This is a genomic window from Neobacillus drentensis, assembly GCF_021560175.1.
Lineage (GTDB): Bacteria > Bacillota > Bacilli > Bacillales > Cytobacillaceae > Neobacillus > Neobacillus drentensis_A.
The window spans coordinates 5,721,534-5,746,929 of the sequence record NZ_CP091110.1 but is presented as its reverse complement, the minus strand read 5'-3'; the positions used below and the strand labels follow the sequence as shown (position 1 = coordinate 5,746,929).

The following is a 25,396-nucleotide window of genomic DNA, read 5'->3' as shown; positions in this document are numbered from 1 at the left end:
TTTTACTACAAATAGATGGTAACATAACAGTTTTGATAACAGATTAGATTATTATAAAAAAATGCTGATTGGATTCATTCCAATCAGCATTTGCTTTTTATTTATTTAATTCTAACTGAGTTTTCAATTCATTTTGAACTCTTTGCTTCTCTGCGTCAGAGACTAAACCGTAATAAATGCCATCCATTTTAGTGCCTGTTTCTTTGATCTCCATTTGGGTAATGTTGGATCCGGCTGATTTATAATTTTTTTGAATATCGATCATTTGATCAAAGGTAAGGTTGGTTTTAACGTTTTTGCCAAGGGCATTAAAGATATCGGAGTAATTGGCTAAGCTGGATACACTTGCTCCTTCTTTAATTACACCCTGAATGATTTGACGCTGTCTTGTTTGTCGGCCGAAATCGCCGCGGGGGTCATCGTATCTCATTCTTGAGTAAGCTAATGCCTTTTTACCATCTAAATTCAATTGACCTTTTGTGAAGTGGTAACCATCATAGGTGAAATCTAAATCATTTTGAACGGTAATGCCGCCAACTGCATTTACAATGTCTCTGAATCCTTCCATGTTGACCTTCATGTAATAATCAATGGGTATGTCTAAGAAGTTTTCAACTGTATTGATCGACATTTGGACGCCACCGAAGGCATAGGCGTGGTTAATTTTATCAACTTTCCCTTTACCAACAATTTCTGTACGAGTATCACGAGGAATGCTGAGCATCTTGACTGAATTGTTGTTTGGGTTAACGGTTAGTACGATCATCGTATCGGAGCGGCCTCTGTCGCCTGCTCGCTCATCGACACCAAGCATTAAGACTGAAAATGGATCTTTATTTGTTAAAGCAACAGGTTCGTGACGTTTTTCTGACTGTGTTCGGGCGGTTGGTTCATGCATCGTTGTGACAGCACTTTTTAATGAACTATATACATTATATGCGTAAACTCCTACACCAATAATAAGGATGAGAAGAATAATACCTGTGACTTTCAACCAAGTTCTCTTTTTCTTCGTTTTTTGAGAGCTCATTCGAGTATACCTCCAAAAATTTGACAAATATTTTACACTCGTTTATAAGAATACCAAAAATATAGGAAAATAGATACAAAAAAAATGTGGGGTTTTTATGGGAATTAACTTTTTATTATAGAGGGTAATTGGTTTAGCCGAGGATTCCAATTATAGGGACTTAGTTACTAAAAAATGTAAAATAGGAGGAATTTATCCTAACTCTGTCGAAATTATAGCGATATATTTCATTTAAGGGAGAGACACCCATGAGAAGTAGCCGGCCCTATAAATCCCCTTTAGCTGCCATGTTATGGTCACTCGTTCTGCCGGGATTTGGACAACTTTACAATAAGAATTATTATATTGGTACTATATTGTTAGTACTAGAATTCTTGATCAACTTAAAATCACATTTAAATATAGTTCTATTAGATACCTTAACCGGAGACCTCCAGCGTGCGCATGATTCGGTTAATTATAGTTGGGGACTTTTCTATCCTTCTATCTATGGGTTTGCTCTCTGGCAGGCTTTTAATATGGCAATATCAAATAATAATCGATTAGAGGGAAATGGTGTTGAAAAACGAACCTATTTATCCGGGTTCTTTATCGGTCTTGTTATCGGAATGGACTTCGGTTTATTCTGGCATGATACAGGTTTAATTCAAAGAGTTCCATTTCTTGATTATCCCGTTTATAATGGACTATTTTTTGGGATACTGCTTGGCTTGTTGTCCCATTTGGCTGAAATAAAAATATATCGAAGAAAACTAAAAACACTGCTCCTTAAAGATTAAACCTTAAAATAAAACAGACCACCGCTTACATTATGAAAGCGGTGGTTTGTATTTTGGGCTAAGTGGGTATATAAATTTGCAAAACAATTAAAACTTTTATCTATTACACCAAAATGTCACAATTTTCTATTGGATTTGCGTTTACAATTGTCGGAATTGATAGTAAAATGTAGGCTTACTAGATAAATAGGAGGGAGAAATAGGAAATTGAATCTTACCGCAAAGCAGAGTTTTGTCGACTTTTCACAAATTGTCAAAAAGGCCTATGAAAAAGGCGAAAACGAAACCGAAATTACACTTGATAAACTAATAGAAGAATTAAAAGCGGACTTAAAACAGCTCGTGATCTGCTAATAAATAGAATAGATATGTGGAAGCAGGGGACGGTTCTCTTGCTTCTTTTTTGTGGAATCATTGGGGGAAGCACGGGGACGGTTCTCATGCTTCCGAAGCACGGTTAGTATAACCATGGAAGGGACTATGTCCTTTCCTTTTCTTTTTGACGTCGATATTTTGGGATATTTACTACTAAGTTAGAGATGGGTAAAACAAAAGAGTAAGGATTAATTTGCCCCCAGGCGTGATCCGTTGCTAGTTTCCTAATTTATCAGTAGTCCTGGGTTTAGTTTTATGGACTTTTGGATAAGATTGGGGCTAGGGAGGAGAGATTTTGAAATGATGACTAGAAGAGAATATTTAGAAGCCATTACATTTGTCACTGAAGAAGAGGAACGATATAAACGATTAGTTCGTTTAGTTTCAAAGCGGCTAGACAGGGACTTAACCGGTAAAGAAATAAAATATATTCACTTGATTGCTGGAATCGATACCGAAGCCTTCGAGGTATTTGAAAAAATATTCGAAGATATAAGTTGAAAATCAGAGGGACGGTTCTTGTGCTTCTTAAATCCGAGTATTAATAAGAGCCCATCTCAACTGAGAAGGGCTTTTGTTGTTTCTATTAGCGAAAAGTCCTTGGGACCACAAGGCATAAAAAAAGTCCAGCGCGTGGGGCTGGACCTCCTCCTTCTTCGGGTATTGGTTCGTTTACCCGCTAACTATGTTACTAATTAATTATGAACGGTCTATGAACAATTGATTAATATTTCTCACGACTGGGGTGCACAGGGACGGTTCTTATGCTTCGGAAGCATAAGAACCGTCCCCTTGTTTCCATTTCATTTTTGATAAGAATACTCCAATTTCATAGAGTGCTATTAATGGTACCAGTACTATTAGCTGTGAGAAAAAGTCCGGTGGGGTGATGACAGCTGAAACTACTGCTAGTCCGATATATGCATATTTTCGTATCGTTCCCAAAGAAGAGGGAGTGATTACTCCGATGGTAGTCAAGAATAAAAGCACTAGAGGCACCTCGAATAGAAATCCGAATGGGATCGTGAACATTAATAGAAACGAAAAGTATTCCTTGGCTGAAATGAACATTTTAAAATGTTCCTGCCCCATTTGAATCAGGAAGTGATAGATGGTCGGAAAGATTACGAAATATCCAAATAATAGTCCGCCAATAAAGCTCAAACTAATCACCGGTAGAAACTTCACAGCTGCTTTTCGTTCTTTTTCCGTAAGGGCGGGTCTGACAAACAGCCAGAGTTGATGGGCGATAAATGGCAGCGACAAACCCAGGCTGACACTAGCAGCAATCCCAGTATAAAGCCGAATCACATCAAGCGGTCCCATCATCACGAGCTCATGATGCTGCGTAATGATTGGAACCAGTTTATTGATGAAAAGCAGGGAGGCTGCGAAACAAAGAACGAAAAACACCACAGAGCGGAGCAGTGACTTTCTTAGGTCAATCAAATGCTCGACAAGGGGTTGTTCTTCCGCATCCATTTAGGTTCCTCCTTACTCTTTTAGTAGGCTTTGTTTGTCTTTATCGGTGCTTGAGACGGTTTCATTATCGTGATCATCCATAATATCTTTGGCTGACTTTTTAAATTCGGATAATGTTTTTCCGAATGCGGAACCAATTTCCGGCAGCTTTTTTGGCCCAAATACAATTAGCGTGATTACGAGAATAATAATTAATCCTGGAATACCAATTCCTGAGAATCCCATCATTTATCGCTCCTTTTTAATAGTGTTAGAAATTATATCTTCGGAAAGCCGGCCAACTTGTGTATAGCAGAAGCTAACTTGCGTATAGCATGAGCCAACTCGCGTATAGTGTAAGCCAACTTGCGGATAGCAGAGCCAACTTGCGGTTAACGCCCGTCAACTTACAAAAAGCCGACCAACTTGTATAACGCAGACCCGGGCGCCTCCGATTCACATCATTACACTAACATTCCGCCTTGCTTGCTGTATCTTATAATCCCCTCTGAAGCCCGATAGGCAAGGGCGCCAACAGTATCGGTTGGATTGTAGCCGCTATTGTGTGGAAAGGCCGATGCCCCTACCACAAAGACATTCTCCGCATCCCACATTTGCAAATAGTTATTCACTGCAGACGTTCCTGGATCCGCTCCCATGATGACGCCGCCTGTATTGTGCGTTGTCTGATAGGGGACAATATCATAATGTTCGAGTGTCTTACGGTCATTGATTTTGGAAGCGCCCATCTCCTTCATTATTCTGTCCGTTTGTTTTCCGATATAGCTGTATAGATTTTTATCCTGTTCCGTAAAATCATATGTTAAGCGTAAAAGGGGCTGTCCATACGCGTCTTTATAAGTTGGATCTAAATCAAGATAATTCATCCTGGTTGGCATGGAGGCTCCTTGTGCTCCAATATTGATTGATCGAGTAAAATATTTAAGCGAGGCTTGTTTAAATTCTTTTCCCCAGCTTGGCACGTCACTTGGAACCGGGTTATGTTGGATGGCACGATAGCCCGACTGATTCAGGGTAATCGATCCTCCGTGAATAAAATTAAGACTGGAATGGTCGAAGTTATCGCCATTATAATCATCAAGAGTTGCCCCGAGTGCACCGGCACCCATGAAGGTATTAAACTCTTCGTCTTCAAAGAAGCCTTGTGTTCCAGGGTTGATTTGATAACAATAGTTTTTACCAATCACACCCTCACCTGTATTAGGATTATAAGGTCTTCCAAGTTTAGAGGTTAATAGAAGGCGGGCATTGTTCATAACATAACTGGTTAAGACCACGATTTCCGCCGGCTGAATGAATTCCTCATTTGTTTGCACATCTATGTAGCGGACACCCGTTGCTTTTTTACCATCATGAAGAATTTGGGTAACGTTGGAGTATGTCCTGTATTGAAAGTTCCCCGTATTTTTTGCAAAAGGAATCACCGCAACCGTTGGATCTGCTTTTGCCCCATACTCACAGCCAAACCGCTCACAAAAACCGCAGTATTGGCAAGGAGCCATTTTGGCCCCATACGGGTTTTCATAGGCCTTTGTCATATTCGCTGATGGCATCTGATAGGGATGAAGCTTTAGATTCTTCGCGGCTTTTTTAAAACGGTCCGTCAATGGTGTGTCCTTCATTGGCGGATTTGGATATGGGTTGGAACGTTTACCCGCAAATGGATTTTCTTCCCCGCCGATGCCGGCCGTTTTTTCATATTTGTCATAATAGGGTTCCAGTTCATCATAGGTTATACCCCAATCTTGAATCTGCAAGTCTTTTACTTTATTCGCCCCGTATTTTTTTACCGTTTGTGTTTTAATTTCAAAATCATAGGGCAGGAAGCGGAAGGTATGTCCATTCCAGTGAACTCCTGCACCTCCGAGGCCCTCACCGAGCAGGAAGGATCCCAGCTGCCTCATGGGCAGTGCCTGTTCTTTTAGAGTGTTGCGGAAGGTGACTGTTTCTTTTGATAAATCCTGCATTAATTCGTAGCGGATTCCGTAGCGGAGTTCATCATGAATCATCGTGTAGTCTTTGATACTTCGCTCTCTGCCGCGCTCTAAGCCAACGACTTTTAGTCCTTGTTTTCCGAGCTCAGCCGCGAGGATTCCGCCCGCCCAGCCGACACCCACAATAACTACATCTGTTTTTGGTAATTGTTTCGCCATTTCTCATCCTCCGTCATCCGATTCATTATGAGTTAAAATGTTTGTTTAAACTTTGTGGTTTCATGGTTTTGAATTTCTTCGATTCGATTTGGTTGATATAGGCCATTTGGCTGCCAGGGAACTTTTTCATTTTCCAGCCCTCCATGTTACGGTTTCCGCCATATAATGGGTCCGAATATACACCTTCTAGGGTAAGCGCCCGGAGAATGCTGAAAAATGTTTTAGATGTTACCCCTTTTAGCGGGACTTTATCTTCTGCGAACGCCTTCAAGATTGTGTCCTTTTGGTCGTCTGTGATGTCGGGGAAGGCCTTTTTGTATTGACTTTGGCTGTAAGTTTGTAAGGCATCGAGGCCAACGTCGAATACTTGGTGGCGTTTGAGTGGCGACTGATACCCTTGGAAGTTGGAGCCCGCTGCAAAGGGCCCTTGCATATAGTCCCTGGCATTATGGCCGTAGGTCCCTGCTAGTTGATGGTCAATGAAGAAATGAACGCCAAGCCCGGTTGCACCCGGTCCGTTTTCGTCTTCCGGATAGATGCGGTCGATAGCTGCTTTAAGTACCTCGAATTGGGCCGGATTCGTGAAATACATAAAAGCGTGGTTGTAGGATTCGTCTGCAACGCGTTTGGATGGGGTAGCGGTTGTGGTGGCAGTTTCATGTCCAAAGATGTTTCTGCCAACGATTCCTCCCAGGCCCCCTAGGAGACCTCCTCCGATTAGCCCGCCTGCTACATAACTGGAATTTTGAATGAATTTCCGTCGAGACAATGAACTTTTTGTCTTTTGTGACATTTGCGTCCTCCTTGTTAACTGAATTTTTACACTCCCTTTTGTAGCTTCCACACTATTGATTTACTAAACCTATTTTCTAGAAAAAAATTATTTTTAATGGAATTCTAATGATCCTGCCGCAGTATTAACCTAATGAAAGGCTAGGATTATTCGCGCGGGATGGGTTCAAAATATTTGTTTCGTTCATAATTCGGTTAAACACAGCTAGGAGGTTGAAGAAATAGATTAAATGGTCTTCAGCATTTAAAATGGCTTAATTCTCTTAGTTCTCGACATTTCTTTTAAACCATTGGGGATGGAAATATAGAATTAATGTGGGTTTCACCCACTATTAATCAAACGCTTGTTTAATAGCGAATCAGTAGGAAATGGGAAGAATGATAGAAGGTGACTCGATTTCTATAGAATTTTCCGGGAAATTGTCATTTTATCTAAAAATATTCGAAACTATATTCGACATTCTTTTTTTGAGTTTGAAGGATACATTCATGATGGACAAATAGTTTTCGTATTTTTAAACAAACGTTTGAATAGTATAGCATATAGGGAATGTGGTCGAAATCGTGTCGTTGGATGGGAGATTGATTGATAGAATTTCAATTCTAAAAAATAAGGAAGCAAGAGAACCGTCCCCATGCTCCCCCACGGAAGGGGACGTAATCCCTATTGAAATAGAGTGATATAATGGTTATATAATTAGAATGGAAAATAGTATAACTAGAATGGGGAAGGTAAGTAGATGTTTAAAAAGGGATTTGCAATCTTTGTTGCGATGTTTGTTTTATTTGCAGGGTTACTTGTAGTGAAACCGGTTCAAGCTGCGACAACTGTAACAAAATATGTAACAGCGACCACCTTGAATGTCAGAACGGGACCGGGTACGACCTACGCAATTGTCACAACCGTCAAGCAAAACCAAGCTGTCACCGTTTCTCAAACGCAAGGTGCGTGGGATAAGGTAACGGTTAGTGGTAAAACAGGTTGGGCATCCAATCAATACCTAACCACTAAGAATTTGGCCGAAGGTTTGAAGACAGTTGGAGGCAACAAACAGTTAATTCTGGTAACAGCTAATGGTTACAATACTTCAAGTGCTGAAATTCGTACCTTTGAGAGAAATTCCCTTGGTAAATGGGTACCTGTGTTAACCACAACAGGCTATATTGGTAAATATGGATTTGCCACATACACAAATATGCGTGAAGGCGGTAAACGGTCTCCAATTGGGAGGTATGCAATTGGAACCACATTTGGACGTTATGCTAATCCAGGAACCAAACTGCCGTACAGAAAAATCACAAGCGATGATGTTTGGGTAGATGATCCAACCTCAACACTTTACAACACTTGGCAATCAAGAAGTAAAACACAAGGTCAATGGAAGAGTGCTGAAAACATGAATATCGCAGCCTATAGCTACGGCTTCGTTATTAGATACAATGCACAACGAACTCCTTATAAAGGCAGTGCAATCTTCTTCCACATTGGAAGCAGCTATACATTGGGATGTACCGCCACTTCCCAAACCAATGTCGTCAACATCCTAAAATGGTTGGACCCTAATAAAAGTCCAGTCATCATCCAAACACCGATTCAGGAGCTAAATAAGTACTAGAAGCATGGGGACGGTTCTCATGCTTCTTTTTTTTAGAAGCACAAGAACCGTCCCCATGCTTTTTTTTGGAAGCACAAGAACCGCAGTCCTATTGGACAGAGACCAATCTTAAAGCGTACTCCTATTCATACGTTACGTTGAACCCTATCATATTCTAAAAAAAGTAAAAGCACCTTCCATGTTCATTTGGAGGTGCTGTTTTGTTATTGGAATACCTATTGAGGATCTTACATATCTAGGCTTCTTTTTTGATTTCCTTTGCTTTCAACATTCTTTTCACCCTCACAAAAGAGACAAAATCGATTAATTCATCGGCTGACAAAAGTTCCCCATCTATTGAAAGTCTGTGAGAAATGCTACTTGAAAAATTTGTAATCTCAATAAAATCGTCCTTTTCTGCTCGTAATAAATAATCAACCGTTGTATCAAATAAATCCGCAATTTGTAATAAGGAGAGGAGGGAGGGTTCACGATAGCCTGATTCGTAACCGGCATAAGTACTTTTTGCTATCCCTAGTTTGTCGGCCGTTTCCTGTAGGGACCATTTTCGCTCTTTTCTTAATACAGATAAACGTTCCAGCATGTTCTCAGGCCTCCAGCTTTTTAATATTGGATTTATTATACCATTGAAAATTGGAGAATACTAGAAAAGGTATACGCGAAACGAGAACAATATATTGATTTTTCATAATTTAGTTATATAATAGCTAGTATAAATACGCGTTTCGCGTAAATCTTGACCATTCTTTTCAATGGAGATGTTGCTTGTGAAGAAGATTTTATTGTTTGCTACCGGTGGAACAATTGCCTCAGTAGAGAGGAATGAGGGGCTGGTTCCAGAATTATCTGTTGAAGAAATCTTGGATTTTTTACCAGAAACATCAAGTGATGTACATGTTGACGGTAGAATTTTAATGAATATTGATAGTACCAATTTGCAGCCAGAGCAATGGATAAAGATCGCTGAGGCCATCTATACCCATTATTATGATTATGACGGATTTGTCATTACACATGGAACAGATACGTTAGCGTATACATCCTCAGCCCTTTCTTATATGCTGCAGGGTCTGGAAAAGCCGGTTGTGCTGACCGGATCACAGGTCCCGATCAGTTTCAAACAAACGGATGCGAAAAAAAATGTTTCCGATGCCCTACGGTTTGCTTGTGAGGATATTGGCGGAGTATTTGTCCTATTTGATGGCCGAGTCATTCTTGGAACAAGAGCAGTTAAAATGAGAACAAAAAGTTATGATGCATTTGAAAGTATTAACCATCCGTATGTAGCTTACATAGATAGAAATGAAATTAATTATAAATGGAAACCTGTTCGTACCTCAAAAAGGTTTTCTTTTCATGCTAACATATGTACCGATGTATTTTTGATGAAATTATATCCTGGTATGAAGCCTGAGACTTTTGATTGTCTAAAAGATTTATATAAAGGAATTATCATTGAAAGCTTTGGAAACGGTGGCTTGCCTTTTGAAGGAAGGAACTTGCTTTCAAAAATCCAAGAGCTTACGGAAAAGGGGATTGCGGTCGTTATCACAACGCAATGCCTGGAAGAAGGGGAAGACCTGCTTCTATATGAAGTGGGCCGTAAGGTAGCTCAGCATCAAGTTATATTATCTGGGGATATGAATACAGAAGCCATTGTACCCAAATTAATGTGGGCATTGGGACAAGCGCATTCTCTGGAAGAGGTTAAGAAAATCATTGAAACACCAATTGCAGAGGACTTAACCGTCAAATCAGATCAAGAAGACGATATCGAAATAGAACCTCTTATTCGTTTGCTTTAATAGACGGAAGCGAAAAATATTAGATTCTGTCTTTATAAGAAGATAGATTCATACTTGAGGATAAAAGAATGAGGGGGCCGAGTTCGGCCGCTAAAAAGCACGGGAACTGATTCCGTGCTTTTTATATTGGTTGGAACTATTCTAGTAATCCCAGATAGATACCTTGGACTATGTTATTGCGGTATTTGGGTCTTTCCACGAAGTACCATCTTGTTGATTAAAGGACAAGGATTCTTTTTTAAAAAGAAGTGAGATAACCGATCAATTAATCGTGCGCACACAAAAGAAAGCGCCGCCATCAAAAATGTTTTAGTGTGCTGAAAGATAATGATAGTGTGCAGATGACGTTTCAAGAGATTGAATAACTTATTGATAGTACCAAGCACAACACCTTGCCGCAAAAGGATTTAGGCAAAAAATTCAAAAAACTTTAAAGCATGCCATAATTTTGGCATGCTTCTTGCATTATAAAGTGTAAGAAACAAAGGAGGTTATGAAATGAAGCATTTTTTGATTGCTACACACGGAGAGTTATCCAAAGCATTTATTGAAACATTAGAACTAATTGCTGGTAAGACTTCGAATGTTTCATACTTTGGAATGACTAAACTAAAATCCGGTGATTTAGCAAAAGAGGAATTAAAAAAGATTTTAACAGCGAAAAAGGAGGATGAACATTTTATTGTTTTAACGGATGTCTTTGGAGGAAGCGTTACAAATATTTGTACCGAGCTTCTGATGGAACATAAGGACTTTGATATTATTACAGGTTTAAACCTTCCCATGATGCTGACCATGATTTTATCAGGGGATGAACTCAGCATTAAGGACATGATTAACGAAGGAGTCCGCTCTGCCAAAGAAGGAATTATTCATATTAATAAATTAGTAGAAACACAGGAAGGAAGGGAAGAAGATGATCTCATTATTACGGATTGACGACCGTTTAATTCACGGACAAGTAGCCTATGGCTGGAGCAAAGCATTGGAGATTAATGTCATCCTCGTTGTAAATGATGAGGCGAAGAATGATCAGATGAAGGCAATGGCCTTGAATCTAGCAAAACCCGATAACGTAAAATTATACATCCGCGGGGTACAGGAGTCTGGTGAAATTGTTCAAAAATTTGCTGAATCCCAAAAAAGTAGAGTGTTGGTACTCGTGAAAAACACGGATGACGCGCTGGAACTTGTCAAAAGTTCTGGGGGCGTATTAAAGGAAATTAATGTAGGCGGGTTGCGTTTTTCGGAAGGAAAGCGAAAACTAACCGACTTAGTTGCGGTAGATGACCGAGACTTAGCTAATTTTAAAGAGATGGAAGAATGTGCAGTTGACCTAGAATTTAGGATGTTACCTCGTGACAAGAAGAAAAATCTAAAAGATTTACTAAAAAATTAGTATCTAAAAGGGGGATATAAAATGGTTTCACAAGCAATTATGCTGGGAATTATTGCAGGAATTGGCATCTTGGACAGCCGAATTTTCGGTGCCCTTATGCTCGAGCGTCCTCTCGTTACCGGATTATTAGTCGGATTGGTTCTTGGAGATGTCAAGCAGGGTGTCATAATAGGGGCCCAGCTAGAATTAATCTGGATGGGGATTGCAGGAATTGGTGCATCAACTCCTCCGGATGTTGTAACAGGCGGGGTACTGGGAACTGCATTTGCTATTTTAACCGGGAAAGGACCGGAGGTAGCGTTGGTTATTGCTGTTCCGATCGCTGTGTTAGCTCAATCTTTAGGGGTTTTGGTACGTATCGTTAATGGTTATTTTATGCATAAAGCAGAAAAGTTCGCTGCCAAGGCCGATTTTCGTGGTGTGACAATGATGATGTGGATTCCACCTGTATTATTCTTTCTAAGTGTCTTTATTCCAACCTTTTTAGCGATAATTTTAGGAGCAGACCAAGTAAAAGGTTTAATAAATGCAGTTCCTAAAACCATTCTTGATGGGTTAGGCGTTGCTGGGAATCTGCTTCCTGCCGTCGGATTTGCCTTATTGCTTGATATGCTATATTCGAAGAAAATGGCAGTATTTTTCTTCCTTGGATTTTTGGCAGCCTCTTACCTCGGGTTAAATATTACAGCCATTGCCTTATTCGGAGCTTGTATTGCCATTATTATTCATATTGTTATTAATAATCAATCCCAGGTTGGAAATGGCTCTATGGCCATCGATAATTTAACGGAAGGGGAGATTGACTTTGACTGAGAAAAAAGTGACGAAAAAAGAACTTCGCCAAGTTTTTTGGAGATCGCTAGCCCTTCAAGGAGCGTTCAACTACGAACGGATGCAAAATATGGGATATGTATACGCAATGATTCCCGTTATCAAAAAACTGTATACGCAACATGACGATCAGGTAAAGGCGTTAAATCGCCATTTGGAGATTTTTAACACGACACCTGCCATTTCAACAACGATAATGGGCATTTCAGCAGCAATGGAAGAACAAAACGCGAACAATGAAGACTTCGATGACAATTCTATCAATGCCGTAAAGGCGTCCTTAATGGGCCCGCTTGCAGGAATTGGGGACTCGCTATTCTGGGGCACATTTAGAGTCATTGCAGCAGGAATTGGGATTTCCCTTGCGACACAAGGAAATATCTTTGGCCCTATTCTATTCTTCCTTTTATATAATATTCCACACTTATTCGTAAGAATCGCGGGGTTGAGATTAGGGTACCGTGTGGGTGTATCCTCTCTTGAGAAAATTCAAAAAGAAGGCTTAATGGAAAAAATAATGGCGATTGCGACAACTATTGGTCTAGTTGTTGTCGGAGGAATGGTAGCCACGATGTTAAATGTAAAAACCCCCCTTCATTTGAATATCAATGGAGCAAAAGTAGTTGTTCAAGACATATTAAATCAAATTTTTCCGAACATGTTGCCATTATTAATAACCTTTATAGTATTTACCTTAATGAAACGAAAAGTAAGTATCACTAAACTAACACTTGGGATCATTATCGGCGGAATATTGATTCACTGGGCCGGTATTTTATAAAAGAAAGGGAGAAGAAAAAGATGAGAATTGAAGATTATTTACAAGAGACACCAGTAAAAATGAATGAGATTATGGAACAGGCGGATGAAATATTTGCAGATGTAAGAACAAAGGACATCGACCGGATCATTGTAACCGGCTCTGGTACAAGCTTTCATTCCGGGCTTCAAGTGCATAAAGCCATGCAGCATTTCTTAGGAATTCGTGTAGATATCTATTATCCATTTGCCATCGATGAGCTGACTTTTATTGGGGATAATTCAAGAACTCTTGTTATAGGTATTTCACAGGGAGGCAGCAGTTATTCCACTTATAATGCAATGAAACTAGCAAAGGAGAAGGGCTGTTTGATTGCCTCCATGGCAGGGCAAGAGAATGCGCTGATTGATGAACCCGCAGATTTTATCTTAACCGTTCGTTGTGGAGAAGAATTGGCAGGGGCAAAAACAAAAGGATTTTATTGCACGAAATTAAATCTAATTCTTCTTTCCCTTCAATTGGCTAGAGAAACAGGTAAGTTAACAAAAGAACAATATGAGGATGAAATCGCTGAATTGAAGAAGAGTGCGGATCAATTTTTGAAAATCTATGATACATCCCTTCAGTGGGTCGAAACAAATAAGGAAAAACTGGCACAGGCAAAAGAAATTCGCGTGGTGGGAACAAGCGAAATGTATGGAGATACACTAGAGAGTGCCCTAAAAATGCTCGAGACTTTAAGGGTGCCTGTCACCGGTTATGAGTTTGAGGAATTTATTCATGGTATTTACAATGCAGTTAATGAAGATTCAACACTTATAATCTTAGATACAGGTGTTGAAAAAAGGGTAAAGAAATTGATTAATGTTCTATCTGATTGGACTGGGAACATTTACGTAATTGGTAATGATGTAGGGGAAGCCACACAAAATATGAAAGCAGACTTTAGTAACCATTCGTATTATAAAACGTTTGAATATATTATTCCGATCCAATTAATTTGTGCCAAGGTGCCTGAATTAAAAGGTGTGAACCCTAGTATTCCAAAAGACCCGCAATTTCATATGAAATTGGAAAGTAAGAAGTTTAATAAGTAGATGTTAAAGTGGATTTAGGAAAGGGAGGTTCATAAGTTGATGAAGGCAGTTGTCTTTGATTTTGATGGACTGATCATTGATACCGAAACCGTTTGGTATGATAGCTTCAAAGAGGTATTGGGAAGGTATAATGTTGAGTTTCCATTAGAAATTTTCCTCCCATGTGTCGGAACAAAAGGAACCATTATCGATGAATATATTGAGGGAAAACTAGGGAACAATGTAACTGTCAAAGAGGTTAGACAACTTGTAAGGGAATGCCATCGGGAAAAAATCATCGACCTTGAGGTTAGAGAGGGAGTGCGTGATTATTTAACACAGGCAAAAGAATTGGGTCTCAAGATTGGTTTGGCTACTAGTTCAGACAGGGAATGGATTGATCATTTTCTAAAAAAGCTTGATTTACTCCATTTCTTTGACGTCATTAAGACCGGTGATGATGTCAAAAAGGTTAAACCCGATCCCGAGGTTTACCTTCAATGCTTGGATGCTTTAGATGTCAGGTCCAATGAGGTCGTGGCTTTTGAGGATTCCAACAATGGAGCGAAAGCGGCAAAGGCAGCCGGTGTAACTTGTGTCATCGTACCGAATCCTATAACGGCAAAACTTACCTTCCATGATTACGATCTGCGGATTGAATCTATGGCTGGCCAATCACTGATAGACGTCATAAACAAAAGTATTACTATAGTGTAAGATGCCTGCGTAACGGTCGGAGAAATCCGAGGCATTACAAGTGAATCATAAAAAGCCGGACCCTTTGAGCAGAAAGGGATCCGGCCTTTTTATATACACATACTACTGGTTGATTTAGGTTTTTTTATATAAAAATTTCCAAATCATTCCATTTACTCTACTGTAATACATCATAGAACCTTATAGAATGCCGTACAATTATATAGTAAAATTAATTTTAAAATAGTTTTTGATAGATGGGAGGCTAACAGGATGTATGATGAACTGATCAATTATATGATTGAAATGACTACCAAGTTTTCCTTTGAGCACGAAGAAGGATTTGAACCCTATCAAACAGAGGCTGTGGCTTTCCACTTTAATATAGATCGAACGAGAGCTAGTAGAATTTTGAATGAATTGGTTAAAGAGGATATTCTTTTGAAAGTTAATACACGTCCCGTTTGTTTTTTACACAGGGAGACAATCGAAAAAAATTATGGAAATGTGGAAAATAATATTTACGATAGTTTTGAGGCTTTAAAAGATGAACTGATAAAAGATATAGAAGAAGGTATTTTTAGTCAGTTGATTGGTTATGAGAAGAGCCTGAAAGAAGCGATTCAGCAAATAAAAACATCTATCTTTTATCCGGACAATGGCTTACCCTTAATGCTGCTTGGACCAACCGGAGTAGGAAAAACCTTTATGGCCAAGCTTATTTATGATTATTCCCGGGCAAAAAAGATCATTGCCGATGATGCTCCTTTTTATGTATTTAATTGTGCTTTGTATGCGAATAATCCGGAATTGCTGACAAGTTATCTGTTTGGCCACGCAAAGGGATCCTTTACTGGGGCGATCAAAGAGCAAAGGGGACTTATTGAACAGGCTGATCAAGGTATATTGTTTTTGGATGAAGTTCACAGGCTGGATCGGGAAGGACAGGAGAAATTATTTACGTTTATGGACCAGGGAACTTTTTCCCGAATGGGGGAAACAACCGTGGTCAGAAAATCCAAGGTCCGTCTAATTTTTGCAACTACAGAAAGCTTAACTGTGTTTTTGGAAACATTTTTAAGGAGAATTCCTATTACTGTGAATGTGCCGAGTCTTGAAGAACGGGGGCAGGCTGAAAAAAGTCAGTTTATTCAGCATTTTTTTACCGAGGAATCTAAATTGCTCGGTATTCCAATCCATGTCACCAATAAGGCACTTGATATCTTAAATAAATATTACTATGGAGGTAATATTGGAGAATGCAAGAACATTATTAAATATGCCTGCGGGTTTGCCTATTCCAAGAAAACGAATAACATTGACCAAATTTTTATCACTTTACAGGAATTGCCTGGCCAAATTTATAAGAGCTCCCCACAATTGTTTGATCATTATGCTTTAAAGGAAGGAGGCGTATTATTCCTTCCAGATAAAAAAAAGCAAATCCTACATGTGGATGAAACGAAGATTAATCATATAGAGCAAACCTACAGAAATTGTTTAGGGTATTTTTCTAAATTGGAAAATAGTGAATGGAAAGAATCCGAATTTCTTGAGAAGTGTACAGAAGAAATTACGGTTATGATGGACAATTTAATCTTTGAAAGACCGAATGAATCAAAAAGCTTCATGATGGAATTTAATCTTTCCGCTATACAGGACATTTTTCGTTATTTAGAAGACCAATATAATATTAAATATGATGGAAATAGCGTTTATACGCTGTCCTCCTATTTATTTTTCAAGTCCCATCCGTTTATCCTGAATAAACAAGATGAGATGTTGACAAAACAAATGCTTCAATTTATAAAAAGACAATACAAAGCGGAATATTCAATAGCGGCGAAAGTCATATCCTTCATCGAGAAGAGAATGGAATTAAATTTATATCATGAAGATATTATTTTGATGGCATTATTCTTGTGCAAAAAGCAAATACAGCATCATGATAATCGTGTAAAGGCGATGATTATTGCCCATGGTTATGCAACGGCGAGCAGTATTTCCAATGTTTGTAATCGTCTGTTAGGGGTTAAGGTATATGACTCCATCGACATGCCTGTGGAGTCATCGATAAAAGATATTACGAAACAAATGCTTAAATATATTGAAGAAAATGATACTTCCAGCGGGTTGGTCGTTTTAGTGGATATGGGGTCGCTAAGCCTCCTTCATGATCAAATCAAAGAGGCAATTAAAGGCCCACTCCTTTGTATAGATCAGGTTTCGACTTCTTTTGCTTTAGAAATCGGGAATTATTTGTCACAAGGAAAATCGATTGAAGAGATGCTGCAGCCTTTGGAGCAACTCGTTCGGCCTACTATTAATCTTTACTATCCATCTAAACGCAAAGAATACGCCATTGTTTCTTCCTGTTTTACAGGTATTGGAACTGCCACGCAGATTCAGCAATTACTTTCTGAAAGTATGGAAGACTTGATAGATATCAAAGTCGTATCACATGATTTTGAGCGTTTAAAGAAAAATGGAATGAACGAGCCACCGCTTAGAATTTATGATGTTTTGGCGATTGTGGGAACAGACAATCCTAAAATTGAGGGAATCAATTTTATTTCATTAGAAGATATCATTTCTGGAAAAGGTGAAAATGATGTTTTCAAAATCTTTGAGAAAATTGCGCCTCCGGAAACGATTCGAAAAGTGAATGATAGAATCATCAAGAATTTTTCTCTCCGAAGAGTGATTGATTCCTTGATTATTTTAGATACGGAAAAAGTTATTTCAAAGGTGGAAGAAGGAATAAAGCAGTTGGAGAATCAGATGAGACAAACGCTGCCCAATGATAAAAAAATTGCTTTATTCGTTCATGTCAGTTGCATGATTGAACGCTTAATAAGAAAGGCACCGATATCAGAATACCCTAATCAAGAAGAGTTTGAACGGATCCATAAAAAGGAAATAAACATGATAAGAAATGCATTCAGTGTGCTTGAAAAAAGTTATAGTGTTCAAATGAATATACCTGAAATCGGTTATATTTTTAACATTATTAAATCTATTGTTGAGTAGAAGCATGGGGACGGTTCTCATGCTTCCTTTTTTGGAAGCACAAGAACCGTCCCCATGCTTCTTTTCTAGTAAAATATTAATCTATAGGATAAAATGGATTATATTGTAATTGCAATGGATGGGAGAAGGAATGGGATGAAATCAATTTTATGGAGAGCGGGGGTACTTGCTTGTTTGATACTCCTGGGTTGTTCTTGGTCTTATAAGGAGGCTTCTGCGGAGGCTTTATGGCCTTCTAAATGTGCAAAGGTGAATGCAAATCAAAATCCATCTTTTCAGCAAATGAATTGCTTATTGACGAATGCGGCTTTAGAGGCAAATATTCCGCCTGAAGTAGTCAAAGCTGTGGCCACAAAAGAAAATGGTGGTTGGAGACAATTTGAAGCAAATGGTCAGCCTGTTATTGCACCGGATGGCGGTATTGGTCTTATGCAAATTACCAATCAACCAAACTATGATCAGTCGAAGTTGAAAACTGATATTTACTACAATATCCAGGCCGGCGTTGACATCCTAAAGAGCATGTATCAACGGACAGATTTGCCTAAGATTCAAGGGGCAGGACCTGAGGTCATTGAAAATTGGTACTTCCCAGTTATGGCCTACAATGGGACAAAGCCTGTAAACAGTCCGCTGATACAGGCTGATGGGACTAAAAATACAAAAGCTTACCAAGAAAAGGTTTTTGGATTTCTTCAACAAGAAAGCTTCCTAGGTGATACTAAGTTGGCTCAGTACCCGTTTAGTACAGCTGACTTTCAATATGATCCTAACAGTGACGCAAATATTGTATTCAAAAAGCCGGTGTATACACTAACTGACCAGTTGCATGCTTCAACTGCTCTTTTTCATACGGGAGATAAAGTAGTTGTAACCGAGGATCAGGCAAAGTTAAGGTCAATCCCTACTAGCAGCACTACTTCCTTATTGAAGGAGTTAGCATTAAATACGACGCTGATTATTTCAGGGAATTTTGTATTTGACCAAAATACTTCCAGTGTAAACCAATTTGTATGGTACCCAGTCAAAACGGAAGATCAAAAACTAGTTGGTTATATTTCTTCTGCTTATCTTACAAAAAAGTTAGAAGTCAGCCAGGTGGATGATAATGATTTATCCGTATCTGGGAAAGCACCTGCGTATGGCCGGGTACAAGTAAAGAATGGAACAACTCAAATTGCGACTGCAGTGGCTGATGCGAACGGATTTTTCAAAGCAGGGATTGCTCCTCAAAAAGCGGGGACAACAGTAACGGTATCCTACGAGGATAAGCAGAATGCACGAAGCTTTTCTACAACGGTATCCGTAACAGATAAAACGGCTCCAACAGCCCCGGTAGTAAATGCTGTTACGAATAAGTCTGCAGATGTAACGGGGAAAACAGAACCATATGCCATTTTAACAGCAACGATTGCTGGAAAAGCATATAGTATACAAGCGAACCTATATGGAAATTACAAATTAGCTATTCCAATCCAAAACGCAGGAATGAATATTTCGGTAACAGCGAAAGACCGAGCAGGTAATGTAAGTGCGGCCAGAGCCATTACAGTCGTAAAAGTGGCTCCGAATTTACCAGTTGTGAATACAGTTAATAATAAGGCTTGGAACGTAACAGGGAAAACCGAAGCAAATGCCATCGTGACCGTGGCCGTTTCAGGTAAAGCTTATACCGCAAAAGCCAATGCGTATGGAAACTACAATGTAGCCATTACGCCGCAAAATACAGGAACAAAGCTATCCATCACCGCAAAAGACAGTGCAGGCCGTGTAAGCGCAGCAAGAGGCACCGCTGTCATTCGTGTAGCACCGAACATGCCTACAGTGAACGCAGTTCGATACACTTCCACAACAGTGACAGGAAACACAGAGAAATATGCAATAGTAATCATCAAGATCGGATCAAAAACATACACAACACAAGCCAATCTTTACGGAAACTACAAAGTATACATCCCAAAACAAAATGCAGGCACAAAACTATATGTATACGCAAAAGACGCAAAAGCACAAACCAGCGCAGTAAGAACAGCTACCGTATCAAAATAAGGGAAAGAAGCATGGGGACGGTTCTCATGCTTCTTTTTTATGGATTGCTGATCCACTACGTATTTACTATTCCGATAAATACCCATTCGACTTATCGATAAATCGAATTGCTCAGTTGCCCCATAATCGTTACATTAGTATTTGTATAGATTTCTTTTAATGCCTAGGAATTACTGGGCTTTTTTTGTGTGTATAAACAGTTTAAAACAATTCCATTGGGATGTTCTCACGTTGCAGGACACATGAATCGTCCCCATGAAATGAAAGGGAGAGTTACATTTCATGAATCTTTATCAAAAGATCTTTAAAGAATACTGGAATCCTTACATAGCCATTAGTATAGCTGGTCTGGCTAGTGCGTTCTACTTCGGGATTACAGGTACGGTTTGGGCCGTAACAGGTGAATTCACCAGATTAGGCGGGCACATCTTACAGTGGTTCGGTGTGGATGTGTCACAATGGGCGTATTTCCAACTGGTCGGTATCGAAGGAACACCGATCAGCCGGACCGACGGCTGGATTGTCATCGGGATGCTTGTTGGTGCATTGATTACGATTTTAGTAAGCAACAGTTTTAAAATACGCGTACCGAAACAAAAGAGGAGGTTACTCCAAGGATTTATTGGCGGTATCATCGCAGGATTTGGCGCACGCCTTGCGCTTGGCTGTAATTTGGCCGCCTTTTTCACAGGTGTCCCTCAATTTTCGTTCCATTCGTGGATCTTTATGTTGACCACTGCAATTGGAACTTATTTTGGCGTTAAAGTCGTGAATACCAAATGGTGGCGTGGAAAGCCGCTCTTGACGAAGGGCTCAATGAACCCGGTTGTCACCCAGGCTGTCCAAAAAAGGACTATTCAGCCGCTGATCGGTCTCATTTTTGCGCTTCTGTACCTTGGGCTTGTTCTTTACTTTTTCACAACAGGAAAAACAATGCTCGCGGTTGCTTGTATAGCCGGAGCGTTGTTTGGAATTCTAATTGAACGCGGACAAATTTGTTTCACTTCCGCTTTCCGTGATTTATGGATTAGCGGGCGAGCTGTGATGTCCAAAGCGATTGCGGTTGGGATGCTGATCAGTGTTGTTATTACCTTTATTTATATTCAAAATGGCTCTGTCGCTCTTATCAAGATGGCTGCGCCTAGCACGGCGATTGGCGGACTTCTTTTCGGGTTTGGTATTGTTCTAGCCGGAGGCTGTGAGACAGGCATGATGTATCGGGCAATGGAAGGTCAATTGTTATATTGGGTAGTTGGCGCAGGTAATATTGTCGGAGCAACGGCTCTTGCTTATGGCTGGGATCATCTCGGCATCTATCATGCCCTTGTGGAAAAGGGAGCAAAAGTAAACTTAATCGAACAATGGGGACCGATGGGGGCTCTGTTTGGAACCATTGCCATGCTTGCTGCTTGGTTCTTACTTTCAAATTGGTGGGAAAAGCGGTTCCGCTACGGAAAAGGTATCAAATCTCAGACAACAGACCGGATTTCTCATGTTACAAAGGAGGCGTAATTGATGTCCCAAGTAATCGATGTTAACTACACGTTAGACATTCGCGGCGAGCCTTGACCGTACCCTGTTATTTATGCGCTGGATGCGCTAAAAACCATGAAAATCGGTGAAGTATTACAAGTCATCGCCGACTGTCCACAATCATTTCGAAGTGTTCCCGAGGAAGCCGTAAAACATGGCTACCAACTCCTCACAAAGCCGAAAAAAGTTGGGCAGGATATCTATTTCTATATTAAAGTCGTTCAGTAAGGACTAAGTTAATAATCGACATTGAACATGAATAATAAAGCGAGGCCGGATTCTCATGAATCCGGCCTTTTTGGAAGCGTGGGGACGGTTCTTTTGCTTCCTGCCCTCGGAAGAACAGGGAAGCACAGGGACGGTTCTTCTGCTTCGCCATACTTTTTTGGAGAAGTGAAAGAGTGAGGATTTATGGAAGAAACATTTCACTCATTGGGGGCAGCAGGACTCGCCCCTTTTTCGCTTTACCGAAATGAATCAAAGTTAGACCTAGTGGTTCAATCAATCCAAAATTTGTACGACCAAATGAAGCCGTAATGAATAAAAGAAGCATGAGAACCGTCCCCATGTTTCTTACTGAAAGTAATCTAGTAATCCGAGGTAGATTCCTTGGGCTACGTTATTACGGAATTGAGGGCTTTCGACGATGGAGTCTTCTTGTTGGTTGGATAGGAAGCCGAGTTCGATTAGGGTGGCTGGTTGTTTGTTGTTTCGGAGTACATCTAGGTTGTTGTATCTTGTTCCAAGGTTCGTTAAGTTTGTTTCTTTGGCCACTTGGTTTAAGATTGCGGTGGCTAGAGGGTTACTGGATTTTTGATAGTAAAAGTCAGTTATGCCATTGATCGATGGATTACTGGACCAATTGTAATGAAAACTTATAAACGCATCCGCATGGTTTAGGTTGGAGATTTTTGCACGTTGCTCTAAAGGGATATACGTATCATTTGTTCGAGTCAAGATGACTTGGGCGCCTGCACTTTCAAGTTTTTGTTTAACGGTCTCGGCTGTTGGTAAGTTCAATGATTTTTCAGGTGTGCGGGCAATACTGGTTGTTCCTCTATCTTTCCCTCCATGGCCTGGATCCAGCACAATCGTTTTTCCTTTTAGTGGTGTCTGATTATTTGGCAAAGGCACGGATTTTTCGGATGGGGTAGTCATAGGGGCATCTGCTGCCTTGGCTACCTTTAATTCATTTGTATTACCATCCTTTTTTGTTGTTGGAGCTGCAGGTTGTATGTGATGGCTGTTAGGTGTTTCTTTATCGATGTACTTTTCGTTCACCCACCCGCTCACACCAGAAGAAGAGACAATTTTGGCCCATCCAGCTTGTTCCGTGTGGATGGATATTTTTGCTCCCGATTTTAAATACCCTACGACTCTACTGGAAGAACTGGGACGTTCCCGGATGTTTAAAGAATAGGTGTTTATGCTTCCAGCGATCTTTTCAGTAGAAGTTAAATAGGCGTCGTAAACCCAGCCAGTTTGGTTATTTGCTAGTTTAATTTGATCCCAATCATTCCGCTTTTGAATGATATCAAAAGTTTCTCCCTGATGAACGCGGCTAATTACCTTACTTGAAAGATCGGCAGATTCCCGGACATTAAGTGTCGGTACAGTAACCGTGACCTGGGAAGAAGGCTTATCGGCATTCGCTGCCTGCTGATAATTCCATAAGGGGACCGTAATTGCACTAAGAATCGTCAGAAACTTAAATAGGCCGTCGTTCCGAATTTTAGATAGTAGCATGTTAGCAACCTCCCTGTTTTAAAAACTCTAAAACTAGCATGGACAAATTTTCATCAAATCATAATCAATTTTTAAAATAAATTTGGGAAGCATGGGGACGGTTCTTCTGCTTCTAAGAAGGTGCCTACATAAGGGGAGCTTTCGACATTTTATTCAGACCTATGGAATGAGAAAATCTGCAACCACGCGGATAGTGGCGTTTTTAAACAAATGTTTGATTACTTTCGAAATATGGGGAAAGTAGGGGAAAGTAGGGGAAATGTCTCAGTTGAGTCGATAATTATAAAATTTTCCGGGAAATTGGAGAGATTTCTGTATTTTATCCTAACTTGGCTCGACAGTATTTTTACTAGTTTTCAAGAGAAAGGCTTTAAGAACAAAGTATTCCGCTTTTTTAATCAAATGTTTGATTAATAAAATATAGAGAGAATATAGTCGAATCAGGTTGTGAGTTAGGTACCCAAATCACTCTTGCATGGGCAGAGAAAGCTGTAAAAACCGGAATGGAACATCGGGATTCGGAAGCAGAAGAACCGTCCCCGTGCTTCTTTTTGAAAAATTATAAAACTATAACAATTTGGTAACCGCTTTACAAATCGGGTTACTACCACTATAGTAATCACATAGATTTTTATTTTATCTGTGACAATGGTAAACGATAAACCTGATATTCACAGAAATGTAAACGCTTATTATAGGGAATTGATAGTTAAGCTTCAGATCAGCAGGCAAGAACCTATTACCATTAATTTCAAAAAAGAAAGGGTTTACAACTTTAGTGATAAAGGAGTACAATCAAGTTGTTCGTTAGACGTCCGACATCTAACATCTAACCTTTATATTCATATACGTAGTTTAAACAAAAATGACTTTTATAAAAAAGAGGTGCGCTTCCATGAGAATGGTTGATGTAATTGAGAAAAAACGTGATGGTTATGAATTAACCAAAGACGAAATCCAATTTTTGATAAACGGGTTTACAAAAGGTGATATTCCGGATTATCAAATGTCGGCTTTTGCTATGGCTGTGTTTTTTCAAGGAATGACAAAAGAAGAACGTGTTTACTTAACGGAAGCAATGGTTCAATCCGGTGATCAAATCGACCTCTCAGGAATCGAAGGAATTAAAGTAGACAAGCACAGTACAGGTGGAGTTGGCGATACCACAACTCTTGTGCTGGCACCGCTTGTTGCGTCTGTTGGCGTACCAGTAGCAAAAATGTCAGGCAGAGGCCTGGGTCATACTGGAGGTACGATTGACAAATTAGAATCCATTAAGGGATTTCATGTAGAAATATCAAACGAAGAATTTATCCAATTAGTAAATGAAAATAAAGTAGCTGTAATTGGTCAGAGCGGGAATTTAACCCCTGCGGATAAAAAATTGTATGCACTTAGGGATGTAACGGCAACAGTTGACTCCATTCCGCTTATTGCCAGTTCCATCATGAGCAAGAAAATTGCCGCAGGAGCGGATGCGATTGTGCTCGATGTTAAAACAGGCAGCGGTGCATTCATGAAAAATCTTGACGATGCGAAAGAATTAGCAGAAACGATGGTGGAGATCGGCAATGGCGTCGGCCGTAAAACAAAGGCGATCATTTCCGATATGAGCCAGCCGCTTGGATTTGCTGTCGGGAATGCTCTTGAAGTGAAAGAAGCGATTGACACGCTGAAAGGACAAGGACCAGAAGATTTGCAAGAACTCTGTTTAACTCTCGGAAGCCATATGGTTGTCTTGGCAGAAAAGGCTGCTGATCTCGCGCAGGCACGTGAAATGTTAAACGAATCTATTCAGAGCGGTCAGGCTTTACAAGCCTTTAAAACCTTCCTTGCGTCACAAGGAGGAGATGCATCGGTTGTCGACGATCCAGCTAAACTTCCTACAGCCTCCTTTATGATAGAGGTTCCCGCTAAAACTTCAGGTTATGTGGCTGAAATTACAGCGGAAACAGTAGGAACTGCGGCCATGATGCTTGGCGCCGGACGAGCGACAAAAGAATCTGTCATTGATTTGGCCGTAGGTGTTGTTCTTCAAAAGAAAGTAGGAGATCGTGTCGAGGCAGGAGAGTCCTTGGTTACGATTCATAGCAATCAAGAAAATGTTGAGGAAGTAATTGAAAAAATTTACTCCGCTTATAAAGTGACAGATGAAAAAGTAGCCAAGCCTACACTCATTTATACAGAAATTCATTAATCTAGATGGCTGGCCGTTTGGTCAGCCTGTATCCTCAAACATAACTG

General features: G+C 39.9%; 24 protein-coding genes. 17 read left to right on the top strand and 7 right to left on the bottom strand.

What is annotated here, in order from left to right:
• Positions 1 to 97: 97 nt before the first annotated feature.
• Positions 98 to 1,030: a polyisoprenyl-teichoic acid--peptidoglycan teichoic acid transferase TagU gene (locus tag L1999_RS27230; protein WP_235741384.1), complete on the bottom strand. Its 933-nt coding sequence runs from the start codon at positions 1,028 to 1,030 to the stop codon at positions 98 to 100.
• Positions 1,031 to 1,278: 248 nt separating this feature from the next.
• On the opposite strand from L1999_RS27230, the gene L1999_RS27225 reads away from it, so the two are divergent.
• The 3 genes from L1999_RS27225 (at position 1,279) to L1999_RS27215 (ending at position 2,685) form a co-directional block, all read left to right on the top strand.
• Positions 1,279 to 1,809 carry a hypothetical protein gene (locus tag L1999_RS27225; protein WP_235741383.1) on the top strand — a complete coding sequence of 177 codons (531 nt, stop codon included), beginning with the start codon at positions 1,279 to 1,281 and terminating at the stop codon, positions 1,807 to 1,809.
• Positions 1,810 to 2,016: 207 nt separating this feature from the next.
• Positions 2,017 to 2,163 (top strand): YwzD family small protein, encoded by a 147-nt coding sequence (locus L1999_RS27220; protein WP_235741382.1) that lies wholly within the window; start codon positions 2,017 to 2,019, stop codon positions 2,161 to 2,163.
• Positions 2,164 to 2,484: 321 nt separating this feature from the next.
• A complete protein-coding gene (locus tag L1999_RS27215; RefSeq protein WP_235741381.1) occupies positions 2,485 to 2,685 on the top strand; it encodes a hypothetical protein in 201 nt (66 codons plus the stop codon).
• Positions 2,686 to 2,946: 261 nt separating this feature from the next.
• On the opposite strand, the gene tatC is transcribed toward L1999_RS27215, so the two are convergent.
• The 4 genes from tatC to L1999_RS27195 form a co-directional block, all read right to left on the bottom strand.
• Positions 2,947 to 3,666 carry a twin-arginine translocase subunit TatC gene (gene tatC / locus L1999_RS27210; RefSeq protein WP_235741380.1) on the bottom strand — a complete coding sequence of 240 codons (720 nt, stop codon included), beginning with the start codon at positions 3,664 to 3,666 and terminating at the stop codon, positions 2,947 to 2,949.
• 12 nt (positions 3,667 to 3,678) lie between these two features.
• On the bottom strand, positions 3,679 to 3,891 hold the full coding sequence (gene tatA, locus L1999_RS27205; protein ID WP_235744480.1) for a twin-arginine translocase TatA/TatE family subunit: 213 nt from the start codon (positions 3,889 to 3,891) through the stop codon (positions 3,679 to 3,681).
• A 218-nt stretch (positions 3,892 to 4,109) separates the two neighbouring features.
• Complete coding sequence (locus tag L1999_RS27200; RefSeq protein WP_235741379.1) at positions 4,110 to 5,819, bottom strand: GMC family oxidoreductase; 1,710 nt, start codon at positions 5,817 to 5,819, stop codon at positions 4,110 to 4,112.
• 25 nt (positions 5,820 to 5,844) lie between these two features.
• The gene (locus tag L1999_RS27195; protein WP_235741378.1) at positions 5,845 to 6,612 is read right to left on the bottom strand and encodes a gluconate 2-dehydrogenase subunit 3 family protein; all 768 of its coding nucleotides are present in this window, start codon (positions 6,610 to 6,612) and stop codon (positions 5,845 to 5,847) included.
• A gap of 739 nt (positions 6,613 to 7,351) precedes the next feature.
• Here L1999_RS27195 and L1999_RS27190 point away from each other — a divergent pair.
• Positions 7,352 to 8,227 carry an SH3 domain-containing protein gene (locus tag L1999_RS27190; RefSeq protein WP_235741377.1) on the top strand — a complete coding sequence of 292 codons (876 nt, stop codon included), beginning with the start codon at positions 7,352 to 7,354 and terminating at the stop codon, positions 8,225 to 8,227.
• 235 nt (positions 8,228 to 8,462) lie between these two features.
• Here the strand turns inward: L1999_RS27190 and L1999_RS27185 are convergent, their stop codons facing one another.
• Positions 8,463 to 8,810: a helix-turn-helix domain-containing protein gene (locus L1999_RS27185; protein WP_235741376.1), complete on the bottom strand. Its 348-nt coding sequence runs from the start codon at positions 8,808 to 8,810 to the stop codon at positions 8,463 to 8,465.
• Between the two features lie 184 nt (positions 8,811 to 8,994).
• On the opposite strand from L1999_RS27185, the gene L1999_RS27180 reads away from it, so the two are divergent.
• From L1999_RS27180 to L1999_RS29725, 12 genes are all read left to right on the top strand, one after another.
• A complete protein-coding gene (locus L1999_RS27180; RefSeq protein WP_235741375.1) occupies positions 8,995 to 10,032 on the top strand; it encodes an asparaginase in 1,038 nt (345 codons plus the stop codon).
• A 498-nt stretch (positions 10,033 to 10,530) separates the two neighbouring features.
• Entirely contained in the window at positions 10,531 to 10,971 is a 441-nt protein-coding gene (locus L1999_RS27175) for a PTS sugar transporter subunit IIA (protein ID WP_235741374.1), read from the top strand.
• Positions 10,949 to 11,431, top strand: a complete 483-nt coding sequence (locus tag L1999_RS27170; protein ID WP_235741373.1) for a PTS sugar transporter subunit IIB — start codon at positions 10,949 to 10,951, stop codon at positions 11,429 to 11,431. Before L1999_RS27175 ends, L1999_RS27170 begins: the two co-directional genes overlap by 23 nt.
• A gap of 21 nt (positions 11,432 to 11,452) precedes the next feature.
• Complete coding sequence (locus L1999_RS27165) at positions 11,453 to 12,244, top strand: PTS mannose/fructose/sorbose/N-acetylgalactosamine transporter subunit IIC (RefSeq protein WP_235741372.1); 792 nt, start codon at positions 11,453 to 11,455, stop codon at positions 12,242 to 12,244.
• Complete coding sequence (locus L1999_RS27160; RefSeq protein ID WP_235741371.1) at positions 12,237 to 13,043, top strand: PTS system mannose/fructose/sorbose family transporter subunit IID; 807 nt, start codon at positions 12,237 to 12,239, stop codon at positions 13,041 to 13,043. The genes L1999_RS27165 and L1999_RS27160 overlap by 8 nt, the downstream gene beginning before the upstream one ends.
• A 20-nt stretch (positions 13,044 to 13,063) precedes the next feature.
• Complete coding sequence (locus tag L1999_RS27155) at positions 13,064 to 14,119, top strand: SIS domain-containing protein (RefSeq protein WP_235741370.1); 1,056 nt, start codon at positions 13,064 to 13,066, stop codon at positions 14,117 to 14,119.
• 39 nt (positions 14,120 to 14,158) lie between these two features.
• Complete coding sequence (locus tag L1999_RS27150; protein WP_345790912.1) at positions 14,159 to 14,815, top strand: HAD family hydrolase; 657 nt, start codon at positions 14,159 to 14,161, stop codon at positions 14,813 to 14,815.
• 252 nt (positions 14,816 to 15,067) lie between these two features.
• Entirely contained in the window at positions 15,068 to 17,824 is a 2,757-nt protein-coding gene (locus L1999_RS27145) for a sigma-54-dependent transcriptional regulator (protein ID WP_235741368.1), read from the top strand.
• Between the two features lie 135 nt (positions 17,825 to 17,959).
• Positions 17,960 to 19,873, top strand: coding sequence for an Ig-like domain-containing protein (locus L1999_RS27140; RefSeq protein ID WP_235741367.1), 1,914 nt, complete (start codon positions 17,960 to 17,962; stop codon positions 19,871 to 19,873).
• A gap of 282 nt (positions 19,874 to 20,155) precedes the next feature.
• Complete coding sequence (gene yedE, locus L1999_RS27135) at positions 20,156 to 21,385, top strand: selenium metabolism membrane protein YedE/FdhT (RefSeq protein ID WP_235741366.1); 1,230 nt, start codon at positions 20,156 to 20,158, stop codon at positions 21,383 to 21,385.
• Between the two features lie 69 nt (positions 21,386 to 21,454).
• Entirely contained in the window at positions 21,455 to 21,634 is a 180-nt protein-coding gene (locus tag L1999_RS27130) for a sulfurtransferase TusA family protein (protein ID WP_275677738.1), read from the top strand.
• Between the two features lie 183 nt (positions 21,635 to 21,817).
• Positions 21,818 to 21,943, top strand: coding sequence for a hypothetical protein (locus tag L1999_RS29725; protein ID WP_275677274.1), 126 nt, complete (start codon positions 21,818 to 21,820; stop codon positions 21,941 to 21,943).
• Between the two features lie 36 nt (positions 21,944 to 21,979).
• Here the strand turns inward: L1999_RS29725 and L1999_RS27125 are convergent, their stop codons facing one another.
• Positions 21,980 to 23,152: an N-acetylmuramoyl-L-alanine amidase family protein gene (locus L1999_RS27125; RefSeq protein ID WP_235741364.1), complete on the bottom strand. Its 1,173-nt coding sequence runs from the start codon at positions 23,150 to 23,152 to the stop codon at positions 21,980 to 21,982.
• 895 nt (positions 23,153 to 24,047) lie between these two features.
• Between L1999_RS27125 and L1999_RS27120 the strand changes: the two genes are divergently transcribed.
• Positions 24,048 to 25,349 (top strand): pyrimidine-nucleoside phosphorylase, encoded by a 1,302-nt coding sequence (locus L1999_RS27120; RefSeq protein ID WP_235741363.1) that lies wholly within the window; start codon positions 24,048 to 24,050, stop codon positions 25,347 to 25,349.
• The last annotated feature ends 47 nt before the right edge of the window (positions 25,350 to 25,396 follow it).